Consider the following 20,840-nt stretch of genomic DNA (forward strand, 5'->3'; position numbering starts at 1 on the left):
ATGGACACGCCGTGGCACCACCCGTGGTCACCCGACCGGCAGCCCCGGCAGGCGGCACCGTTTCGGGACGCCCTCCCGGGAAACCCGCCGGCATGGGTGCCGGCGTGCCGGGCGCCCGGGCCGAGCGAGAAGGGGTGCAGCGATGAGCGAGAAGCGGCGGCGAGTGGTGGTCCTCGGAGCGACCGGGAACGTCGGCAGCAGTGTGGTCCGGGCGCTGGCCGAGGATCCCGGCGTGGAATCCGTGCTCGGGCTGAGCCGCCGGATACCCGCCTGGCAGCCGGAGAAGACCGAGTGGGCGAGCGTCGACATCCGCACCGGCGAGCTGGCGGAGGCCGAACTGACCCGGCACTTCCGCGGCGCGGACGCCGTCGTCCACCTCGCCTGGCTGATCCAGCCGACCCACGATCCGCTGCTGACCTGGCGCACCAACGTCCTCGGCAGCATCCGGGTGCTGCGCGCGGTCGCGGCGGCAGGGGTGCCCTCGCTGGTGTACGCCTCCTCGGTGGGCGCCTACTCCCCCGGCCCCAAGGACCGCCCGGTGCCGGAGAACTGGCCCACCCACGGCTGGCCGGAGGCCGCCTACTGCCGGGAGAAGTCCTACCTGGAACGGCTGCTGGACACCTTCGAGCTGGAGCAGCCGCAGGTGCGGGTGGTCCGCATGCGTCCCGGCTTCATCTTCAAGCGGGAGTCGGCCATGGAGCAGCGGCGGCTGTTCCTGGGCCCGCTGCTGCCCCACCGGCTGGTCCGCTCCGACCTGGTCCCGGTGGTGCCCGACATCCCGGGACTGCTCTTCCAGGTGCTGCACTCCGACGACGCCGCCGAGGCGTACCGTCAGGCCGTACTGCGGCCGGTGCGCGGGGCGTTCAACCTGGCCGCCGGTCCGGTGGTGGACGCCCGGCTGCTGGCCGAGCTGCTGGACGCCCGGACGGTGCGGCTGCCGCGCCCGCTGGTGCGCGGCGCGGTCTCCGCGGCCTGGCGCTCGCATCTGGCCCCCGCCTCGCCGCAGTTGTTCGACGCGGTGCTGCGGCTGCCGCTGATGGACTGCGCGCGGGCCGCGGACGAACTGGGATGGACGCCGCGCCACAGCGCGGCGCAGACGCTGGCGGAGTTTCTCGAAGGGCTGCGCGAGGGCGCGGGCATGGACACCCCGCCGCTGGCCGCCCGGCTGCCGGGCGGCCGGGCGAACGAGCTGGCCACCGGCGTCGGCTCCCGGCCCTGAGGACCTGCCCGAGTACCCGCACACCACCGCACGCGGCTCCCGGCCGCGGGAAGGAGGGCGACCATGCCCGCAGGATCGAGCCCGAAGCGTGAACGGCAGTACGAGAAGATCAAGGAGAGTCAGGAGGAGCAGGGACGCGGCACCGAGCGGGCCAAGGAGATCGCCGCCCGGACGGTGAACAAGGAGCGGGCCCGCACCGGGGAGGCGAGGACCTCCAGCCGGCAGTCCCGCGAGGACATGTCCTCCGGCCGCCGCGGCGCGCAGCGGGCGACGCACGGTCCGCAGCGCATGACGCGCGACCAGCTCTACGAGGAGGCCAGGCGGAAGAACGTCAAGGGCCGCTCGCAGATGAACAAGGACGAACTGGCCCGGGCCGTGGACAAGAACGACTGACTGCCGCCGGGTGTGCTCAGGACCCGTGCGCTCAGGACCCGCGCGCCGGGTCCCGGACGGTGCAGCGCAAGGTGAAGTGGTTGAGCGTCTTCGGCAGCGGGGTACCCGCCTCCGGGCGAGGGGTGGATGCCGGCTCGAAGTCCCGGTGGTCCAGCAGGGACGCCAGCCAGGTGGCGGCGGTGAACAGCACGAGGTTCTCCCCCGGGCAGCGTCCCGGCCCGCCGCTGAAGGGCACGAAACCGCGGTTCTCACGTGCCCGCCCGTCCAGCCAGATGTCCGGGACGAAGCGGTCGGCGACCGCTCCGGCGGGCTCGGCCCGGTGGAACCAGGGGGCGTAGACGGCGAATCCGGTGCCGGCCGGGATGACCGTCCCGCGCCAGCGGGTGTCCTCGGTGCTCTCCCGCAGCACCATCGGCGTGGTCGGCCACAGTCGCACCGACTCCAGCACCGTTCCTCTCAGGAACGGCAGTTCCCGCGGCTCGTCGAGGTCCGCGCCTCCGGTCTCCTCCCTCGCCCGGCCGGCCTCCGCCGGGTGGCCCGCGAGGAGGGCGAGCGCGCGCAGCGTGACGATGGCCTCGGCGTCGAACGCGAACAGCCAGTGCGGGATCTGTCCCACGGGGTCGGTGTCCGGGTCGGTGTGCATCTGCTGCAGGCTGCCGGCCAGGGTCTGCGGTCCGGCGCTGAAGGCGTACCGCTGCAGCTGCACCAGGAACTCCGCCCGCAGCCGCTTGCGGCGCGGGGCGAAGACCGAGAGGTTGGCGGCCGCCCGCAGCCTGTCCAGCCCACGGGTCAGGCCGGTGTCCTTTGCCGCGTCGTCGCCCAGGACGATCCGCCGGACGCCGCGCCACCACGCCTGGTGGAAGGTGTCCCAGTCCAGGACTCCCCCGGCCGCCGCGGCATCCTCGGCCAGCCGCGCCGCCTCCTCGCGGACCACCCGCACCACGGCGGGCGCCAGGTGGTGCAGCGGCTTGTCCATCTCCAGGGCGTCCTCGTTGAACCGCCGCCGCTGTTCGCGCTTCTCCCCTCTGGTGATGAGGGAGCCGTGCGGCTGGAACTTCGCCAGCGCCCCGCGTTTCTCCGCCGTGGCCGGCGTGAACGGCTCCGGTGTCCCGTCCAGGACGCGGGCGACGTCCTCCTGTTCCAGCAGCAGGGCCATCGAGCGTCCGCCGGCGCGCAGGTGCAGCGGCCCCGGCCCGTAGCGCTCCCGCATCTCCCGCACGAGGTCGATGCCGCGCCGGTCCCACTGGAACCGCTCGGAGGGCGCCATCCCGAACCGGTGACGGACGATGACCCCTTCCAGGATCTTGGGGAGGATCAGCTGACCGGCGATCCTCATCTCGTCCCGGGCGCTGGCCCGGGGCAGGGCGGAGGGCGGAGCGGAGGGCGTCCGCAGCAAGGGCATACGGCCTCCAGGACAGAGGGCTGGGTGTGCGGGGTGACTGGCCGGGGCAGGCGTATCGCGGCCCTCCGGCCAGGGCCCGCTCAGGCGGCGGTACGGTCGCCTGCGGTTTCCCCGGTCCGGGCACGGCTCCGGTTGCCCGCTTTCTCGCGGGGCCGGTCGGTTCCCTCGACCTCTTCGTAGATGCGCTCGCAGGTCCGGCTGATGAGCCGGGAGACGTGCATCTGGGAGATGCCGAGCTGTTCGGCAATACGGCTTTGCGTCATCTCACGGAAGAACCGGAGGTAGAGGATCTTCCGTTCGCGTTCGGGAAGTTTCTCCAGCTTGGGCTTGACCGATTCGCGATAGACGACCTGGTCGAAGCCGGGCTCGGAAGTTCCGAGGGTGTCCTTCAGCGCGTACCCGTCGTCGGCACCGGGGAGCTCGGCCTCCAGAGACAGCGGACTGTAGCTTTCCAGGGCCTCCATACCGGTGCGGACCTCGTCCTCGGTGAGTCCGGTGTGCTCCGCGATCTGCTCGATGCCGGGGCCCCGGTCGTCGAGGCGGTAATTGAGCTGACGGTAGGCGGCACGCACCCGGTTGCGCAGCTCCTGGGTGCGGCGGGGGACGTGGACTCCCCACAGATGGTCACGGAAGTGCCGCTTGACCTCGCCCACTATCGTCGGGACGGCATAGCTCTCGAACGCGCAGCCTCGGTCCGGGTCGTACCGGTTCACCGCCTTGACCAGGCCCAATGCCGCGACCTGCTCCAGGTCCTCCAGGGACTCGCCGCGGTCGCGGAAGTTCCGGGCGAGCCGGCCGGCCATGGGCATCCAGGCGGTAACCACCTCCTGGCACAGCCCCTCGCGCTCCGGGCCGTCCGGCAGCGAGGCTATCCTCCGGAACTTCTGGGTGGTGTCCGGGGCGTCGTCGTGGGGGTGCTTTCCGGGCTTCGTTCGGGTCCGTGCAGACGTGCTCATCGCGCTCTCCAGACTTCGGCCGCGTCTTCCTGTTTAGCAATCTGTGATCACCGCCGCGACATGTGCAAGCCGACCAGGGCAATCGCAGTACCCAGGCACCCGCTGCATGTGCCGGCGGAGGTGCCTGCTGTCCGAAGCACGTTGGGGCACATGCCCGGCCGAATACCCCTCAAACGAGGTTTTCCGATTCCTTTCCGGGTTACTCGCGAGTGAATACGCACGCAAAGACGAACGCGGCCGGGCGGCTCCACAGGGTCACCATCCGGTCATCGGCCGCGCACGCCGACCCCGCCGGGTCACCGCACGGACACACGCCGGACACAACCGGGCGGTGACAACGGCGCCAGGCTTTTCCGGAGCACCGCAATTCGAAACCGCACTCGAAAATCAGCGGCCCGTGGCCCGGCGCCGGCGGGGCGAGGAGGGACCACACACGAGCATGGTGGAGAAGGTTTCCGACTGGGAACGGGCCGGCGACAACCCGCGCTTCATCCAGGCCCGGCACGAGGAGATGTCCGCCTTCCAGGCCGTCGGTCACACCAGGTACGGCGGCCGGCTCGGCGTCTGCGCGGCGACCTCCGGCCCCGGCGCGGTCCACCTGCTGAACGGGCTGTACGGCGCGAAGCTGGACCACGTGCCGGTGGTCGCCCTCGTCGGGCAGACCTGCCGCAGCCCGATGGGCGGCGCCTACCAGCAGGAGGTGGACCTCCACGCCCTGTTCAAGGACGTCGCCTCGGACTTCGTGGAGACCGTCACGGTCCCCCAGCAGCTGCCCAACGTGCTGGACCGGGCCATCCGCACCGCGCTCGCCCGCAGCGCGCCCACCGCCGTGATCATGCCGGCGGACGTCCAGGAACTGGAGTACGAGGCCCCCCGCGCACGAGTTCAAGATGGTGCCCTCCAGCCGGGACCGAGCGGGTGGACCACCGAGCCGGACGAGGAGGCAGGTGAACCTCGTCGGGGACGCCCGGGCCACCCTGCGCCGGCTGCTGCCGCTGCTGCGCCGCAAGGAGGAGGCCACCGAGTGGCACGAGGAGATCATGGCCGGGGTGGACCGGTGGCGCGAGGTCCTGCGCCGGCAGGCGGAGGTCCCGGCCGATCCGGTCAATCCGCAGTACGTCGCGCACTGCCTGGACCCGCTGCTGCCCGACGACGTCATGCTGTCCGTCGACTCCGCCTCGGTCACCACTGGTACGCCCGGCACATCCGGATCCGCGGTGACATGCGCGCCGCCCTGTCCGGGACGCTGGCCACCATGGGCTGCGCGGTGCCGTACGCCATCGGTGCCAAGTTCGCCCGCCCGGACCGCCCCGCGGTGGCCCTCAGCGGCGACGGCGCGATGCAGATGAACGGCATGAACGAGCTCACCACCATCGCCAAGTACTACCGCTCCTGGCAGGACCCGAGGCTGGTGGCCGAGTGTGGAACAACCAGGACCTCAACCAGGTCACCTGGGAGATGCGGGCGATGTCCGGCTCCCCGCGGTTCCTCCCCTCGCAGTCGATCCCCGATGTCTCCACCGCCGCGTTCGCCCGCTCCCTCGGGCTGCTGGGCATCCGGGTGGAGAAGCCGGAACAGGTGGAGGACGCCTGGCGGCAGGCGCTGACGGCCGACCGCCCGGCGGTCGTGGAGTTCATGACCGACCCGGCCGTCCCGCCCATCCCCCCCTCCACCGACTGGGACCAGCTGGAGTCCACGGCCCGCTCCCTGCTGAAGGGCGACTCCGACCGCGCCTCGGTGCTCAGGCAGGCCCGCGGGCCAAGGCCCAGGAGTTCCTGCCCGGCAGCCGGCCGCACCCCAGTGAACGACGAGACGACCACACACCGGAAGGGCACACACCATGACCGACCGACCGCAGCAGAACCCCGCCGAGGAATACCCGACCCCGGAATACCCGGAGCAGTCCCAGAAGCACCCGGGAAGCACGGCGGAGATGGACCCCGCTCCCGACCACGGGGAGGAGTCCTACCGCGGTCACGGCAGGCTGAAGGACAAGCGGACCGTCATCACCGGGGGTGACTCCGGGATCGGCCGCGCGGTGGCGCTGGCCTACGCCCGCGAGGGCGCCGACGTGATGTTCACCTACCTGCCCGAGGAGGAGAAGGAGGCCGAGCGGACCATCGCGCTGGTGGAGGACGCCGGCCGGCGCGCGGTCGCCATCAGCTGCGACATCCGCTTCGAGGAGGAGTGCGAGCGGCTGGTGGCCAAGGCGGTCGAGGACTTCGGCCGCATCGACGTCCTGGTCAACAACGCGGCCTACCAGATGTCCCGGCCCGGCAGCATCGAGGACATCACCACCGCGCAGTTCGACCGGGTGATGCGCACCAACCTGTACGGCATGTTCTGGCTGTGCAAGATGGCCCTGCCGCACATCCCGGAGGGCGGCAGCGTCATCAACACCACCTCCATCCAGGGCTATCAGCCCAAGCCCCACCTGCTGGACTACGCCACGACCAAGGGCGCCATCATCACCTTCACCCAGGGGCTGGCCGCCCACCTGATCGATCGCGGAATCCGGGTGAACGGGGTCGCCCCCGGACCGGTGTGGACCCCGCTGATCCCCTCCACCATCCCGGAGACCTCCCGCTTCGGGGAGCAGGCCCCCATCGGACGGGTGGCCCAGCCGGTGGAGATGGCCCCGGCGTTCGTCTTCCTCGCCTCGCAGGAGGCCGGCTACATCACGGCCGAGATCGTCAACGCCACCGGCGGCACACCTCTGCCCTGAGCCCTGCCCTCCGGAACCCTTCCCACGGCACGGCACGGCACGGCACGGCCCGGCCCGTGCCGGGGGAGGTTTCCGCACCCGGCGGACGGAAACCCGGCGGTCATGGCTACCTCGCAGCACGACGACCTTCCGGTCCCCGGCTACGACCAGCTCGCCGCCGGGGAGATCCAGCACCGCATCCGGTCCCTGGAGGTCGAGGACCTCCGGCGGCTCCTGGACCACGAGCGGGAGCACGCCGACCGCGTGCAGGTGACCGAAGTGATCAAGGCCCGGCTCGGCGAACTCGACGCCGGGGCGACCCCCTCACCGGGCGGCAGCCCCCGCCCCGGCCAGGCCGAGGCGACCCGGGGCGGCTCCCCGGTGGACCCCGCCACCACTCCCCAGCCGTTCTCCTCCCCACCGCACGGCTCCCCGCACCAGCGGGGCAAACCGAAGGGCGATGAACGCAGGCCATGACACGCGAACCATCCCACCACGGGCCCGCCCGCCGGCACGGCGGCCGCCATCACGACGCGCACGGCCACCGGCACCGGCTCGACCCGCACGCGGACCCCGCCGACCCGGACCCGCGCACCAGCACCGGCCTGGAGCCGGGCGGCGCGGTCCGCTCCGGGGAGACACCGCCCGTCGAGAGCAGCACCGTCGACGCCGGCCCCCGGGAGACCCACAACCCGACCCGCGGCTGGAGCAAGGCACCGGTGGCGGTCCTGATCGTGCTCACGGCGCTGTTCCTGGTGTTCTTCGTCGCCCACGCCATCTCGCTGCTGTGACGGTGCCCGCGATACGGAGCGCCGTCGCGCGGGGACTGAGCATGGGCGTGGAGGAGGAGTTCCTCCTCGTCGATCCCGCCACCGCCCGCACCGCCCCGGCGGCACCGGCGGTACTGCGGCGCGTCCTGCGCGAGCCCCCTCCCGGCGACGGCGGCGCCTACCAGACAGAGCTGCTCACCACCCAGATCGAGGCCAGCACGGGGGTGTGCACCACGCTCGGCCAGCTGCGCCGCCAGCTGACGGCCGGCCGCCGCCGACTGGCCGGGGCCGCCCGCGCCGAGGGCCTGCGGCTGGTCTCCTCCGGGTCCCCCGTGCTCGGCCACCAGGGACCGTGCCCGGTCACCGAGGGCGACCGCTACGCGCGGATCGTCGCGCTGTACGGCACGGCTCTGGAGGACTACCAGATGTGCGGCTGCCACGTGCACATCGGCGTGCCCGACCGGGACACCGCGGTGGCCGTCGTCAACCGGATCCGCCCGTGGCTGCCGGTGCTGCTGTCCCTGTCGGTGAACTCGCCCTCGGACGGCACCAAGGACCGCGGCTACGCGAGCTGGCGGATCGTGGAGCAGGCCCGCTTCCCCAGCGCCGGCATCCCGCCCCGCTTCGCCTCCGCCGCGGCCCACGACGCCGAGGTGGACAGACTGGTGGAGGCCGGGGCCATCTCCGACCCGGCCATGACCTTCTGGCTGGCCCGCCCCTCCTCGCGCTTCCCCACGGTGGAGTTCCGGGTGGCGGACGCCGCGGCCACGGTCGACGAGGCGGTGCTCCAGGCGGCCCTGGCCCGGGCACTGGTCCGCACCGCGCTGGCCGGGCCGGCCGAGGACCGTCCGGTGCCGCTGCTCGACGCCCAGGTGGGCGACACCGCCATCTGGACCGCGGCCCGGCACGGCCTGGCCGGGCCCGGCGTGGATCCGCTGACCGGCGCGCGGGGGCCTGCCGTCGCCCGCGTCCAGGCGCTGCTCGACCACGTGGCCGGGTCGCTGGAGGAGACCGGCGACACCGCCGAGGTCCGCCGGACACTGGCCGCCGTGTGCCGCTGGGGCACCGGCGCGGAACGGCAGCGTGCCGGCTGGATGCTGGGCGGGCCCCGCGCCGTGGTGGACCTGCTGGCCGACCAGACCGACCCGGCCGGCGGCCCCGGACCGCGGGGCACCCCGGGCCCGCCCGGGAGCGGCCTGCCCGAAGACGACGTACCGGCAGACATGGGAGAACCGACCTGATGACAGCACCCCCCGTGGCCCCCTCCGACGCCGCCGCCGCGGCCGACTCCGCGCCGCTGCCCGAGCCCCGCGGCCCGCTCGGCGAGGCGGTCCGCTCGCTCCTCGCCTCCGGTGGCCCCGCGGCCGGCCCGCGGTCCCCGGTCACGCGGCCGCCGGTGGACGGCGCGGACCCCTACGGGGACGATCTCCAGCTCGCCCTCTACACCTGCTACGAGCTGCACTACCAGGGGTTCCGCGGGGTCGATCCCGGCTGGGAGTGGGACCCGGAGCTGCTGGGCCTGCGCCGGGAACTGGAACACCGGTTCCTGGACGCCCTGCGCGGTGACGTCCCGCCCGGCGACGACGTGCGGGCGGAGCTGGAGGAGCTGCTGACCGAACCGGTGAACGTTGGCGGTGTCGCCGGCCATCTCCTGACGGAGGGCCACTGGTGGCAGATGCGCGAGTACCTGACGCACCGCTCGGTGTACCACCTGAAGGAGGCCGACCCGCACGCATGGGTGATCCCCCGGCTCGACGGCCGCGCCAAGGCGGCGCTGGTGGCCGTGGAGTTCGACGAGTTCGGCGGCGGCCGGGCCGAACGCGCGCACTCCCGTCTGTACGCCGACCTGCTGCGCGAGGCCGGTCTCGACGCCTCCTACCTCGGCCATCTGGACGCCGTGCCGGCACCGGCGCTCGCCCTGGTGAATCTGATGTCCCTGTTCGGTCTGCACCGGGCGCTGCGCGGGGCGCTGGTCGGGCACTTCGCCGCGGCCGAGATCTCCACCGCGCCCGCCGCGCGGACCATGGCCAGGGCGCTGGAGAGGATGGACGCCCCGGCCGCCTGCGTGCACTTCTACACCGAGCACATCGAGGCGGACGCCGTGCACGAGCAGGTCATGCGCCACGACGTCATCGGTGACCTGCTGGAGCGCCAGCCCGGGCTCGCCCCCGACGTGGTCTTCGGCATCCGCGCCACCGAGTTCCTGGAGGCCCGCCTCGCCGAGCGGCTGATGACCGCGTGGCGGGCGGGCCGTTCCTCACTGCTGCGGCCCCTCACCGGGCCCGCCGGGTGACCGGTCCCTGCTGCGGCGCCGGTGGCTGGTGTCGCACCAGGGGTAGCGGCGGCTGCGCCGGCAGGTGCACACGGCCGTCACGAACCGGTCCGAGCGTGCCGTGCCGCCGTCGGGCAGTTCCACCTCCACCGGCCCCTCGATCAGCAGCGGCCCGCCCGGCACCGGACGGACCCGGCGCGCACCGGCCCCGGCCGGGCGCTCATCGGGGGCGGTCACCGCGGATCACCACCAGTTCCTCCGTCCGCTGCCCGGAGGCGATCAGGCCTTCCCGTTCCATCCACCGCGCCCGGCCGCCGAGGACCTTCCCGAACGGCTGGACGGTCCGGGCGGCGACCTCGGCCCGCAGCCCGTGATCCCGCAGCCGTTCCAGCGTGCGGTAGGTGCCGCTGATGCCGGAGTGGACCAGCAGCAGCGTCCCGCCGGGGTTCAGCAGGGAGGGCACCCGCGCGCACAGCGGGTCCAGCACCGCGCGGCCGTCCGGGCCCGCGTCCCAGGCGCGCGCCCGGCCGCGGCCGGGCAGCCGGCGCGCGGGCGAGGGGACGTACGGCGGGTTGGCGAGGACCACGTCGAACCGTCCGCCGGTGACCCGGTCGAAGTGCCCGCGCCGGACGGTCAGCGGCAGCCGGCGCAGCCGGGCGTTGCAGCGGGCCGCGGCCACCGCCAGCGGGGAGGTGTCGCAGGCCCAGGCCCGTTCGGCGCCCAGCCGCAGCGCCTGGAGGGCGAGGACCCCGGTACCGGTGCACAGATCGAGCACCCGGGCCCCGGAGGCCACCCCGGATTCGGCCAGGACGCGGTGGAGGAGCCATGTGTCGCCCTGCGGCGCGTACACACCTGGAGGTTTCAGCAGAAACATGAGCCCCCGAGTGCCTCACCTGTCCCCCGGTCAAACTCCGGCCTCTCCGCCGGGATGACTGGCCCCCGGTCGGCCGGGTACCCGCGACCGTCCAGTGACGGCGAGGCGGAGGCGATCTTTCGATGAAGGCCACGGTTTGGCACGGCAGGCGGGACGTCCGGGTCGAGGAGGTCCCCGACCCCGGGATCCAGCAGCCGCTGGACGCGATCATCCGGGTCACCTCCAGCGGTCTGTGCGGCTCCGACCTCCATCTGTACGAGGTCCTGGCGCCTTTCATGACCTCCGGGGACATCCTGGGCCATGAACCGATGGGCATCGTCGAGGAGGTGGGCAGCGGGGTGACGAACCTGGCGCCCGGCGACCGGGTGGTGGTGCCGTTCCAGATCGCCTGCGGCTCCTGCTTCATGTGCGAGGGCGGGCTGCAGACCCAGTGCGAGACCACCCAGGTCCGCGAGCACGGCTCGGGCGCGGAGATCTTCGGCTACACCAAGCTCTACGGCCGGGTCCCCGGCGCGCAGGCCGAGTACCTGCGGGTGCCGCAGGCGCACTACGGGCCGGTCAAGGTGCCGGCCGAGGGGCCCGACGACCGCTACCTCTACCTCTCCGACGTGCTGCCCACCGCCTGGCAGGCCGTGGAGTACGCGGACATCCCCGAGGGCGGCAGCGTCGTGGTGCTGGGCCTGGGCCCGATCGGCGACATGGCCTGCCGGATCGCCACGCTGCGCGGCGCGGCCCAGGTGATCGGCATCGACCTGGTGCCCGAGCGGCTCCAGCGGGCCCGCTCCCGCGGCGTGGAGACCCTCGATCTGACGCTGCACGAGGACATCGTCGCCGCGGTGGCCGACCGGACCGGCGGGCGCGGCGCCGACGCCGTCATCGACGCGGTCGGCATGGAGGCGCACGGCAGCACCAGCGGCAAGCTGCTGCAGGACATGAGCGGGCTGCTGCCGGGCAAGGTGGCGGAGAAGCTGATGTCGAAGGCCGGGGTGGACCGGCTGTCCGCGCTCTACCTGGCCATCGACATGGTGCGGCGCGGCGGGACGATCTCGCTCAGCGGCGTCTACGGCGGCATGGCCGACCCGCTGCCGATGCTGACGCTGTTCGACAAGCAGATCCAGCTGCGGATGGGGCAGGCCAACGTCCGCCGGTGGCTGCCGGACATCCTTCCGCACCTCGGCGACGGCGACCCGCTGGGCGTGGACGGCTTCGCCACCCACCACCTGCCGCTCGGCGAGGCCCCGGAGGCCTACCGCGTTTTCCAGGAGAAGCGGGACGGCATGGTGAAGACGGTCCTCCACCCGTGATCCCCGGCCGGGATGCACGGCCTCCCGGCTGCCACTACCGTCGGAGGAACAGCGCAGATGCCGTGTGCGTGCCCGCCGCTCCCCGCCGCGGGCGCCACCCGGTCCGCATCCGGAAGGTCACGGATCATGGACGTTCTCGTACTGATCGGCCGCGTCCTCTTCGCGGCGTTCTTCCTCGCCTCCGCCTTCAACCACCTGGCCAACACCTCGGCGATGGCCGGTTACGCCGAGTCCAAGGGCGTTCCGTCCCCCCGGCCGGCGACGCTGGGCAGCGGGGTGGTCCTGATGGTGGGTTCACTGAGTGTGCTGCTGGGCGTCTGGCCGGACCTCGGCGCACTGCTGCTGTTCCTGTTCCTCTTCCCGACGGCGCTGCTCATGCACCCCTTCTGGAAGGAGCGGGACTCGGGCAACAGGCAGGCGGAAGCGCTGCACTTCGGCAAGGACATGAGCCTGGCCGGTGCCTCGCTCATGCTGTTCGCCTTCTTCTCCTACGTCGGCACGGATCTGGGGCTGACGGTCACGCCCCCGGCGTTCGACATCGGCTGACCGCCCCCGCACGGATGTGTGCGCTTCCCCTTCCCGGCCGGCCGTTCGTCATTAACCTCTTCGGTCAGGACGACAGGTCGGCCGCGCACAGGAGTGGGGTGCGCGGAGGAGCAGGGGGATCGCATGGTGCCGATCGAGCACAGACCCGTCCGGCCCGCGGGGGCCGGACCCGTTTTACGTCCCGTCGAGGGCCCGCCCGCACCGGCGGACGATGACCATCTGTACGCGCCGCGCTCCGTGGCCCTGCTGGAGGGCCTGGGCCGGCTGGACGACGAGCCCGACCCGGCCGCCTGCCGCGACATGGCGCAGTGGCTGCGGGAGGAGTACGAGGCCGCCCACGGCGTGGCACCGGTCGGCTTCCTGGCCCGGTGTGCGCTGGGCGGACCGTACGTGGACCATCAGCTGAACCTCTTCCACACCACCGTCGAGCACTACGGGCCCGCGGACCTGGTGCCGGAGCCGTTCTCCTCGGCGCGGCCGGTGGTGCGAACCGGCGGCTGCGCCTTCGTCGAGGTGCGCGCCGGCGGCCTGGTGCTGCCGGTCCTGCGCGACGGCACGGTCGTGAGGCCCTGAGCGGCCCCGGCCGGGCATACGTGGTGCCCGGCCGGGGCGCGTGGTGACCGGCGGATGCCTCGGCGTGCGGTCAGCCGTGGCCCCGCCGGAGCCGTCAGCGCAGCGGCGGCTGCGCGTACCGCACCAGTTCGAGCGCCTGCTCGGGGAACCAGGCTCCGGCCGCGGGGAGTTCCATCCCGCGCTCGGGGTCCTCGGGGCCTTCGGTGCCGCGCAGGCACTCGCCGTCGGACTCACCGGGGATCTTGATCCACAGGTGGGCGTCGATCAGCGGGTGACCGGTGTCGGTGGTCGGCCGCTGGCCCAGTCCGCGGTCCGGCGGGTTGCACCACTCCTGCGGGTCCGGGTAGGCGTCCTCCGGAGCGGTCCACGGCCCCTGCCCGTTGCGGCTGGTGTCGGTGACGAAGTGCGGCTGGTCGGCCGGGTCGGCGGTGACGTTCTCGTCCAGCCACTCCTGGGCGTCCTCCGGCTCCCACCACTGGTTGGGGCAGTCGGCGGGGTCGCCGCCGCCGGCCGCGTAGCTCAGGCAGCCGGAGATCAGCGTTCCGTAGCGGGCCAGGTCCTCGTCCGTCTGGTAGTTCGAGGGGTTGAGGTAGAAGCCCGCGGTGTTCTCCACGCCGGCCTCGATCAGCCGCGGCGCGATGGAGTTGACGCTGTGCCAGTCGCTGTGGCCGGCGTCCAGGTAGACCGTGGTGCCGGGCAGGGTCGCGAGGGTGTCGACGGCGTAGTTGTGCTCGACGAAGCGGGCGGCGGTCAGGGTGCCCTCGTCGTCGTCCTGCCCGCAGTCGGAGGGCATCAGGGCCAGTCCGTCGGGTTCGAGGATGACGACCGCCTCCCCCTTGCCGATGCCGCGGGCGACCTCGTCGATCCACGCCTTGTACTCGGCGGTGTTGGCGGCGCCGCCGGACGAGTACTGGGAGCAGTCGCGGCCCGGCACGTTGTAGAGGGTGAGGACGGGCAGGGCGCGCTGGAGCTTGGCGCCCTTCATCACGGCGCGGGCGTCCTTGCGGACGTCGCTGCCTTCCTGGCCGGTCAGCCAGACGGACTGCGGTGTGGTGATCATCCTGGTGAGGCCCGCCGCGTCCCGCCACTCCCCGGCCCGCAGCAGACCGGCTATCTGGTCCAGCGCGCCGGGGTTGGGGGGCGGTACGTACAGACGGGTGTCGCCGCCGCCCTTCCCGTTCCCCTTCCCGTTCCCCTTGCCGCTCTCCGCACCGGCGGCACCGGCGCTCCCGGCCAGGCCGGTGGTCAGCGCCAGCGCGAGGGCGCCGGCGAGGACGAGGGTGCGCTTGCGTGGTCCGTTCTTCACGTACGACTCCTGACGCGACACGTACGACTCCTGACACGAGTTCATGGGAGCGCTCCCAACCCGCCTCGACTCTCCCCGTCACCCCGGTCCCGCGTCAATACCCGTGCACCGGTACGGACTTGGAAACACCCCGGGGCAGGGACGAGAACGGAGGCGGACGGCGTTGCACTGCCGGGGAGCCGCGTCACCCCGGCGCCGTGCCACCCCTTGGGGAAGGGAAGACATGATGAGAGCCGCAGCACTGTCCGCCTTCGGACCGCCGCAGGAACTGAGACTCACCGAGATCACCGAGCCCCGGGCCGGCACCGGTGAGGTCCGGGTACGGGTGAGGGCAGCCGGCGTGATGCCGTTCGACGTCCGGGTGCGCGAGGGCTGGACGCCGCCGTTCATCGAGCGGAAGTTCCCCATGGTCCTGGGAAACGAGTTCGCCGGGGTGATCGACCAGGTGGGCGCGGGCGTCACGGAGTTCGCCGCCGGTGACGAGGTGCTCGGCTACACCGTGCTGGGCGCCTACGCCGAGTACCTCACCGTCCCCGCGGACCAGATCGTCCGCAAACCGCGGGACATGCCGTGGGAGGTGGCGGCGGGCTTCCCGGGCAACGGCCAGGGCGCCCACATGGCCCTGTCCACGATCGGCGTCACCGGCGGGGACACGGTACTGATCAACGCCGCGGCCGGCGGGCTGGGGAGCTTCGCCGTACAGCTCGCCCTGGCCTGGGGCGCGGACAAGGTCATCGGCACGGCCTCGCTCCGCAATCACGCGTACCTGCGGTCGCTGGGCGCCCATCCCGTCACCTACGGAGCGGGCCTTGCCGAGCGGGTGCGGGACATCGCCCCCGGCGGGGTGGACGCCGCCCTGGACGCGGCGGGCCCGGAGGCCCTGCGCGCCTCGGTGGAACTGGTCCGGGACCGGAACCGGGTGGTCACCGTGGTCGCCATGGCGGAGGCCACCGAGCTGGGGCTGCGCGATGTCGAGGGCACCCGGTCCGCCGCGCGGCTGGCCGAGCTGGTGGATCTCCACACCCGGGGGCTGGTCGGCGTCCACCTCCGCCAGGTGTACCCGCTGGCCGAAGCCGCCGCTGCCCACCGGGATGTGGCCAGTGGTCACGGCCGCGGCAAGGTCGTGCTGGCCGTCGGCTGACCGTCGTCCGGAGGGCCTCAGAACCGGGCACCCGCGTCCGCCCCGTTCGCCGGTCGCAGGAAGGCGGAGGACGGAATGGACCCGTCGGCCCGCCGCGGGCCGGTGATCACCCCCGGGCCGGTGCTGACGAAGCTCCAGCTGCCGCCCAGATTCCAGGAGTTGCCGCTGCCGCCGGAGCCGGACCCCAGCGAGACGTCGGCCCCGTTGGCCACGGCCAGGTTCCGGTTCAGCGTGGACTGGAAGCGGGAGAAGCCGAAGCCGGTGCCCCCGTTGCGCCAGGCCGTGGAGCGCTCGGTCACCAGCCGGCCGGGGTTGCCGTTGTCGACGAACCCGCCGGTCGCGTTGTCCCAGGCCATGCTGTGCGGGTGATGTGGTCACGTCAACGATGTCGGTGCACGCCGGCCGCCCGCCACGGGGTCGGCAGGGCCGGCCGGCGCGGCCTCCACGCCACAGCGTGCCGCCTGGGGTGTGACGTGCGACACTCCCCCCGGGCCCGGCCCGTGGGCCGGTGTGGCACACATCACCCCGGAACCCGTCACACCCGGCCGCGCCGGCCCGTCATCCGGGCGGAACCTCCGGATCGAAGCCGGAGTCCGGTCCACAGGAGGACACCATGAAGGTCTTCGTCGCGGGTGCCACCGGAGTCATCGGCCGGCAGCTGCTTCCCGTCCTGTCCGCCGCCGGCCACGAGGTGACGGGCATGACCCGGTCCGCCCGCCGGGCCGCCGACACCGAACGGAACGGCCACGCACGGATGGTCGTCGCCGACGCGCTCGACCCGGCAGCGGTGGCCGCGGCGGTCTCGCGGGCGGCCCCGGACGCGGTCGTCAACATGCTGACCGCCATCCCGCCCAAGGTCAGCCCCCGGCGGGTCGACCGCGACTTCGCGGCCACCAACCGGCTGCGCACCGAGGGCACCGCGAACCTGCTGGCGGCCGCCCAGGAGGCCGGGGCCCGGAGGATCATCGCGCAGAGCATCGCCTTCGCCTACGAGCCGGGCCGTTCCCCCGCCGACGAGGACACCCCGCTGTGGCCGGATCCGCCGCGGCGCATGGCCCCGGTCCTGGGGGCGCTGCGGGACCTCGAACGGCAGACCACCGAGGCCGGCGGCCTGGTGCTGCGCTTCGGCCACCTGTACGGGCCCGGCTCCGTCCTCGCCCCCGACGGCTCCCTCACCGAGCAGGTCCGCAAGGGCGGGCTGCCGCTGGCCGGCGGCGGGACCGCGGTCTTCTCCTTCCTCCACGCCCGCGACGCCGCCACAGCGGTGGTGGCCGCGCTCGACAAGGACGTCACCGGAGTGCTCAACGTGGCCGACGACGACCCGGCACCCATGCACGTCTGGCTGCCGCATCTCGCCCGGCTGCTGGACGTCCGGCCGCCGCGCCGGGTCCCGGCAGCCCTGGTCCGGCCCCTCGCGGGCGCGTGGGGCGTGGCCTTCATGACCCGGCTGCGCGGTGCCGACAACTCCCGCGCCCGGCTGAGCCTCGACTGGCGCCCGCACTACACCTCCTGGCGCCAGGGCTTCGCCGAGGAGCCGGCAGCCGGGGCCGGAAAGGCCGCCTGACATGGCGGAACAGCCGGCCCCGGGCGGGACCGAAGCGACCGGGAACGGACCGGCCGCGGAATTCGAGGAGTACCGGCCGCTGCTGCTCGGCCTGGCCTACCGGCTGCTGGGCAGCATGTGGGACGCCGAGGACGTCGTGCAGGACGCCTGGCTGCGCTGGACCCGCACGGAGCGGGCCACCGTCCGCGAGGTGCGGCCCTTCCTGGTCACCGTGGTGTCCCGGCTGGCACTGGACCACCTGCGCTCGGCCCGGGCCAGGCGCGAGATCTACACCGGCCCCTGGCTTCCCGAACCGGTGCCCGCCGGGGTGCTCGGCCCGATGGACACCGCCGAACTGCGGGACACCGTCTCCTACGCCACGGTCCACCTGCTGGAGCGGCTCACCCCGCCCGAGCGCGCGGTGTTCGTGCTGCGGGAGGCGTTCGGCCTCCCCTACGACGACATCGCGCGCACGCTGCGGATCACAGCGGCCAACTGCCGCCAGCTGTGCCACCGCGCCCGGGAACGCATGGCGGAGGGCCGGGACCGCTTCCGGGCCGCGCCCGAGGAATACGCCCGGCTGGCCGACGGCTTCCTGCGGGCCGCGCGGAGCGGCGACCTGGCCTCGCTGGCCGGCCTCCTCAGCGAGGACGTCACCGCCTGGTCCGACGGCGGCGGCAAGGTCAGGGCGGCCCTGCGGCCCATCCAGGGACGGGACCGGGTTCTCGCGTTCCTCGGCGGACTGCTGACCCGTTACCGGCTGACCGGCGTCGAGACGGTGGAGTCCAACGGTGAGCCCGCCCTGTGGATGACAGCGGAGGGCCGCGGCCGGCTGGTCACGTTCGGCATCCGCGAGGGGCGCATCCACCGCGTCTACGGCGTACTCAACCCGGACAAGCTCGCCCGCGTGGACCCGGCAGTGACCTGACCACTGTCACCGGCCCTCCCCGGCCCCGCCGTTCTCCAGCAGGGACTGCCCGAAGGCGCGCAGCCGCTCCACCGCCCCCGCGTCCGGTTCGGCCCTGCGGGCCAGCGCCTCCTTGATCTCCCGGTAGGTCGCCTCCTTCAGCCCGCAGTGCCGGCAGTGCTCCAGGTGTGCGGCCATCCGCCGGGCCGTGACCTCGTCGGTCTCCCCGTCGAGGTAGGACTGCAGCACCCGCATCACCCGCAGGCAGCCGATCCGGCGGTCCTCCTCGCGCCGCCGCCACGGCCTGCCGGTCACCGCGCACCCCGCTTCTCCGCCGTCAGGCCGGCCGCGGCCAGCCGGCCCCGGATGCGCTTGCGCGCCCGGTGCAGCCTGCTCATCACCGTGCCCTCCGGCACGTCCAGCAGCCGGGCCGCCTCCCCGTAGCTGAGGCCGTCGATGTCCACCAGCCGCACCACCTGCTGGTGCTTGACGGGCAGCGCCCGGAAGGCGGTCTCCAGCACCTCGTCGAAGGTCTCGTCCACCACCGTCTCCTCCGGGCTGCCGGCCCGGCCCGCGGGCACGGCCGCGAGCCGTTCCAGGTCGTCGTCGGGATCGTCCAGCAGGTGCGGCCTGCGGCGGCGGTGCCGGTTGATCTCGGCGCGCCGCATGATCGTCAGCAGCCAGGCCCGCGGGTGCCTGCCGTCGAACCGGTCCACGGCCCGGTACGCGCGCAGCAGCGTGTCCTGCACCAGGTCCTCGGCGTCCGCCGGCTGCGTCGTGAGGGTTCTCGCCACCCTCAGCAGCACCTCGACCTCGGGCAGCACAAACCGCGCGAACGCCCTCCGCCTGCTCTCCTCCGCGTCCCCGGCCAGGTCTTCCACCCCTGAGGAACCCTGCTCGGTCACCCCCGCATTCCACCGGATGTCCGCGCCCCGGCGGAACACGGAGGCCGTCATGGGTGACGAACCGCTACCCGGCCACCCGCGCCTCACCGTCGGCCGCCGCCTCCTTCTCCGCCCTCCGGTGCCGCCGCCGGGACGTCAGTCCCGCCGCCGCCCCGGCGGCCAGCACCAGCCCGCCCATAACGGCCAGCAGCGGGCCGACGCCCAGCCCGCGCAGGAAGCGGGTCAGTTCGCCCTGGAACTCGGTGGCCCGGGAGATCACCGGATCCCCCGGTCCGCCGAACAGTTCCCACCAGCCGTAGTACGCCACATACAGACCGGCGAGCAGCAGCAGGACCCCGGAGGCCCGCGTCACGTACGGCAGCGCCTGCCGCAGCCGGGCGATCAGCACCTGCCGCGACAGCGCCACGGCCAGCGTCAGCACACCCACCACCGCGCCCATCCCTCCGGCGTAGGCCAGGAACACGGTGACCACCCCAGGGATACTGCCGCCGCGGAAGGCGGTGCTGGTGATCGCCAGAAACGGCCCGACGGTGCACGACAGCGACGCCACCGCGTAGGAGACGCCGAACAGCGCCATGCCGCGCGCCGACCCCGCCGGATCACGGCTGCTGGGCCCGGCCTTGGGCAGCGGCAGCCGCAGCTCGCGCCCGGCCAGCAGCCAGCCGCCCGTCACGATCAGCACCACGCCGATCACCATGGTGGCCCACGGCAGCCACCCGTCCACGGCGAGCGCCAGCGGAGCGACGACCAGTCCGAACGCCCCGAAGACCACGACGAAGCCGGCGGTCATCGCCCCGGTGGCCACGGCGGCCCGCCGCAGCGCTCCGGCGCGGCCGTCGTCCTGCCCCCGGCCGCTCACGAACAGGGTCAGATAGGCGGGCAGCAGGGCGAAGCCGCACGGGTTCACCGCGGCCAGCATGCCTGCCGTGACGGCCAGCGTCAGAGGTATCCCGGTCATCGGGCGGCACTCACCGTCCGGCCAGCGCGGAGAGATGACCGTTCAGGTCGTCCTCGCTGAGGGTGCCGAGCTCGACGTTCATGGTGCCGTCCTCGTCGAGGAACGCGAAGGCGGGCTGCGCGGGCACCCCGTAGGTGGTCCACAGCGACCCGTCCTCGTCCCGCGCGTGGACGAAGCCGTCCAGCCCGTACTCGTCCACGAACTCCCGGTCCTGGTCCGGGCTGCCGTTGCCGGGTACGCCGACAAAGGTCAGCTCGTCGCCCCACTTCTCCTGCGCGGCCTTGATGCCCGGCGCCTCGGCCTGGCACACCGGGCAGTTGTGGGCCCAGAACCACAGCACCGCCTTCTCCCCGGCGAGCGAGGAGCCCTCGAAGACCGCGCCGTCCACGGTGGTCGTCGTGAAGGACAGGTGCTCCGGCACCTCCGCCCCACCCGGCTCACCCGCGCCCTCACCGTCGGCGTCGGCGTCGGGGTCGCCCCCAGCGCCGTCCGCACTGCCGGTGTCCGCGGGCTCCGCCGCATTGTCGTCCGAGCCGCTGCCGCATCCGGTCAGAGCGAGGAGGGCCACGCCGGTGAGCACCGCGGCGGCGCTCCGGAGGGGAAGGCTGCGCATCATGAAATCCTTTGTTGTCGTCCGCTGTCGTGCCCCGGAAACCCGCCGGCCCTTCCTCTTCCTTCCACTCCCGCCGACCGATTCGCGCACCGGCTGCCGGGGAGGTCAGAACGGAGGCGTGTCCGGTTGCGCGGGACAGGTGTTGGCCTGGGGTTTACCGGCTGTGGGGGCGGGCGTTGGCCGGTGGGTGGGGTAGTGGTGGGGTTCGGTGGTGTGGGTGTGACCGGTGGGGGTGGTCCAGGTGACGCGGCCGGTGGCCGGGTCGCGGTGGGTGCGCCAGCCCGGGGTGTGCTTGAGCCGGTGGTGACGGCGGCACAACGGCATCAGATTCTCCGGAACCGTCAGCCCGCCCGCAGCGGGCCGCTGGTGGTCGAAGGGCCGCACATGGTCCAGGTCGCAGCGGTGGGCGGGCATGGAGCAGGTGGGGAACCGGCAGTGGGGGTCGCGTGCGGTG

At 73.3% G+C, this 20,840-nt stretch carries 24 protein-coding genes and 1 pseudogene; 14 read left to right on the top strand and 11 right to left on the bottom strand.

What is annotated here, in order from left to right; translation table 11 throughout:
* Positions 1-142 precede the first annotated feature (142 nt).
* Together ABD299_RS21090 and ABD299_RS21095 are read left to right on the top strand one after the other, a co-directional pair.
* Positions 143-1,219 (top strand): SDR family oxidoreductase, encoded by a 1,077-nt coding sequence (locus ABD299_RS21090; RefSeq protein ID WP_344265008.1) that lies wholly within the window; start codon positions 143-145, stop codon positions 1,217-1,219.
* Positions 1,220-1,282: 63 nt separating this feature from the next.
* Positions 1,283-1,612, top strand: a complete 330-nt coding sequence (locus ABD299_RS21095) for a plasmid stabilization protein (RefSeq protein ID WP_344265011.1) — start codon at positions 1,283-1,285, stop codon at positions 1,610-1,612.
* A 31-nt stretch (positions 1,613-1,643) separates the two neighbouring features.
* On the opposite strand, the gene ABD299_RS21100 is transcribed toward ABD299_RS21095, so the two are convergent.
* On the bottom strand, positions 1,644-3,014 hold the full coding sequence (locus ABD299_RS21100) for a cytochrome P450 (protein ID WP_344265014.1): 1,371 nt from the start codon (positions 3,012-3,014) through the stop codon (positions 1,644-1,646).
* An 80-nt stretch (positions 3,015-3,094) separates the two neighbouring features.
* Complete coding sequence (locus ABD299_RS21105) at positions 3,095-3,970, bottom strand: SigB/SigF/SigG family RNA polymerase sigma factor (protein ID WP_344265016.1); 876 nt, start codon at positions 3,968-3,970, stop codon at positions 3,095-3,097.
* Between the two features lie 460 nt (positions 3,971-4,430).
* Here ABD299_RS21105 and ABD299_RS21110 point away from each other — a divergent pair.
* The 6 genes and pseudogenes from ABD299_RS21110 to ABD299_RS21135 form a co-directional block, all read left to right on the top strand.
* Positions 4,431-5,814: pseudogene (locus tag ABD299_RS21110) on the top strand (thiamine pyrophosphate-dependent enzyme); the annotation flags it as partial.
* Positions 5,811-6,695, top strand: coding sequence for an SDR family oxidoreductase (locus ABD299_RS21115; RefSeq protein WP_344265018.1), 885 nt, complete (start codon positions 5,811-5,813; stop codon positions 6,693-6,695). The pseudogene ABD299_RS21110 and the gene ABD299_RS21115, both read left to right, overlap by 4 nt.
* Positions 6,696-6,797: 102 nt before the next feature.
* Complete coding sequence (locus ABD299_RS21120) at positions 6,798-7,151, top strand: DUF8129 domain-containing protein (RefSeq protein WP_344265021.1); 354 nt, start codon at positions 6,798-6,800, stop codon at positions 7,149-7,151.
* Positions 7,148-7,465 (top strand): DUF6480 family protein, encoded by a 318-nt coding sequence (locus ABD299_RS21125; RefSeq protein ID WP_344265023.1) that lies wholly within the window; start codon positions 7,148-7,150, stop codon positions 7,463-7,465. Before ABD299_RS21120 ends, ABD299_RS21125 begins: the two co-directional genes overlap by 4 nt.
* 2 nt (positions 7,466-7,467) lie before the next feature.
* Complete coding sequence (locus ABD299_RS21130) at positions 7,468-8,685, top strand: carboxylate-amine ligase (RefSeq protein ID WP_344265025.1); 1,218 nt, start codon at positions 7,468-7,470, stop codon at positions 8,683-8,685.
* A complete protein-coding gene (locus ABD299_RS21135) occupies positions 8,685-9,737 on the top strand; it encodes an iron-containing redox enzyme family protein (protein ID WP_344265026.1) in 1,053 nt (350 codons plus the stop codon). Before ABD299_RS21130 ends, ABD299_RS21135 begins: the two co-directional genes overlap by 1 nt.
* Here the strand turns inward: ABD299_RS21135 and ABD299_RS21140 are convergent.
* Together ABD299_RS21140 and ABD299_RS21145 are read right to left on the bottom strand one after the other, a co-directional pair.
* The gene (locus ABD299_RS21140) at positions 9,702-9,953 is read right to left on the bottom strand and encodes a CDGSH iron-sulfur domain-containing protein (protein WP_344265029.1); all 252 of its coding nucleotides are present in this window, start codon (positions 9,951-9,953) and stop codon (positions 9,702-9,704) included. The genes ABD299_RS21135 and ABD299_RS21140 overlap by 36 nt on opposite strands.
* Positions 9,937-10,566, bottom strand: coding sequence for a HemK2/MTQ2 family protein methyltransferase (locus ABD299_RS21145; RefSeq protein WP_344265032.1), 630 nt, complete (start codon positions 10,564-10,566; stop codon positions 9,937-9,939). The genes ABD299_RS21140 and ABD299_RS21145 overlap by 17 nt, the downstream gene beginning before the upstream one ends.
* A 146-nt stretch (positions 10,567-10,712) precedes the next feature.
* On the opposite strand from ABD299_RS21145, the gene ABD299_RS21150 reads away from it, so the two are divergent.
* From ABD299_RS21150 to ABD299_RS21160, 3 genes are all read left to right on the top strand, one after another.
* On the top strand, positions 10,713-11,894 hold the full coding sequence (locus ABD299_RS21150; protein WP_344265034.1) for a zinc-dependent alcohol dehydrogenase: 1,182 nt from the start codon (positions 10,713-10,715) through the stop codon (positions 11,892-11,894).
* 126 nt (positions 11,895-12,020) lie between these two features.
* Positions 12,021-12,440 carry a DoxX family membrane protein gene (locus ABD299_RS21155; RefSeq protein WP_344265037.1) on the top strand — a complete coding sequence of 140 codons (420 nt, stop codon included), beginning with the start codon at positions 12,021-12,023 and terminating at the stop codon, positions 12,438-12,440.
* A 123-nt stretch (positions 12,441-12,563) separates the two neighbouring features.
* On the top strand, positions 12,564-13,013 hold the full coding sequence (locus ABD299_RS21160; RefSeq protein WP_344265040.1) for a hypothetical protein: 450 nt from the start codon (positions 12,564-12,566) through the stop codon (positions 13,011-13,013).
* Positions 13,014-13,107: 94 nt separating this feature from the next.
* Here ABD299_RS21160 and ABD299_RS21165 read toward each other — a convergent pair whose 3' ends face one another.
* A complete protein-coding gene (locus tag ABD299_RS21165; protein ID WP_344265043.1) occupies positions 13,108-14,319 on the bottom strand; it encodes a glycoside hydrolase family 6 protein in 1,212 nt (403 codons plus the stop codon).
* Positions 14,320-14,545: 226 nt separating this feature from the next.
* Between ABD299_RS21165 and ABD299_RS21170 the strand changes: the two genes are divergently transcribed.
* A complete protein-coding gene (locus ABD299_RS21170; RefSeq protein ID WP_344265046.1) occupies positions 14,546-15,460 on the top strand; it encodes an NADP-dependent oxidoreductase in 915 nt (304 codons plus the stop codon).
* A gap of 17 nt (positions 15,461-15,477) precedes the next feature.
* On the opposite strand, the gene ABD299_RS21175 is transcribed toward ABD299_RS21170, so the two are convergent.
* Positions 15,478-15,816: a hypothetical protein gene (locus ABD299_RS21175; protein WP_344265049.1), complete on the bottom strand. Its 339-nt coding sequence runs from the start codon at positions 15,814-15,816 to the stop codon at positions 15,478-15,480.
* 257 nt (positions 15,817-16,073) lie between these two features.
* On the opposite strand from ABD299_RS21175, the gene ABD299_RS21180 reads away from it, so the two are divergent.
* On the top strand, positions 16,074-17,024 hold the full coding sequence (locus ABD299_RS21180; protein ID WP_344265051.1) for an NAD-dependent epimerase/dehydratase family protein: 951 nt from the start codon (positions 16,074-16,076) through the stop codon (positions 17,022-17,024).
* A 1-nt stretch (position 17,025) separates the two neighbouring features.
* Entirely contained in the window at positions 17,026-17,931 is a 906-nt protein-coding gene (locus ABD299_RS21185; RefSeq protein WP_344265054.1) for an RNA polymerase sigma-70 factor, read from the top strand.
* A gap of 6 nt (positions 17,932-17,937) precedes the next feature.
* On the opposite strand, the gene ABD299_RS21190 is transcribed toward ABD299_RS21185, so the two are convergent.
* From ABD299_RS21190 to ABD299_RS21210, 5 genes are all read right to left on the bottom strand, one after another.
* Positions 17,938-18,225 (bottom strand): anti-sigma factor family protein, encoded by a 288-nt coding sequence (locus ABD299_RS21190; protein WP_344265057.1) that lies wholly within the window; start codon positions 18,223-18,225, stop codon positions 17,938-17,940.
* Complete coding sequence (locus ABD299_RS21195; protein ID WP_344265060.1) at positions 18,222-18,815, bottom strand: RNA polymerase sigma factor; 594 nt, start codon at positions 18,813-18,815, stop codon at positions 18,222-18,224. The genes ABD299_RS21190 and ABD299_RS21195 overlap by 4 nt, the downstream gene beginning before the upstream one ends.
* A gap of 64 nt (positions 18,816-18,879) precedes the next feature.
* The gene (locus tag ABD299_RS21200; RefSeq protein WP_344265063.1) at positions 18,880-19,773 is read right to left on the bottom strand and encodes a cytochrome c biogenesis CcdA family protein; all 894 of its coding nucleotides are present in this window, start codon (positions 19,771-19,773) and stop codon (positions 18,880-18,882) included.
* A gap of 10 nt (positions 19,774-19,783) precedes the next feature.
* Positions 19,784-20,386: a redoxin domain-containing protein gene (locus tag ABD299_RS21205; protein WP_344265065.1), complete on the bottom strand. Its 603-nt coding sequence runs from the start codon at positions 20,384-20,386 to the stop codon at positions 19,784-19,786.
* 105 nt (positions 20,387-20,491) lie between these two features.
* Positions 20,492-20,840: HNH endonuclease signature motif containing protein (locus ABD299_RS21210; protein ID WP_344265068.1), on the bottom strand; the 349-nt coding region annotated here is incomplete at its 5' end.

Origin of the sequence: Streptomyces sodiiphilus (assembly GCF_039529215.1) — a bacterium.
Classification (GTDB): Bacteria; Actinomycetota; Actinomycetes; order Streptomycetales; family Streptomycetaceae; genus Streptomyces; species Streptomyces sodiiphilus.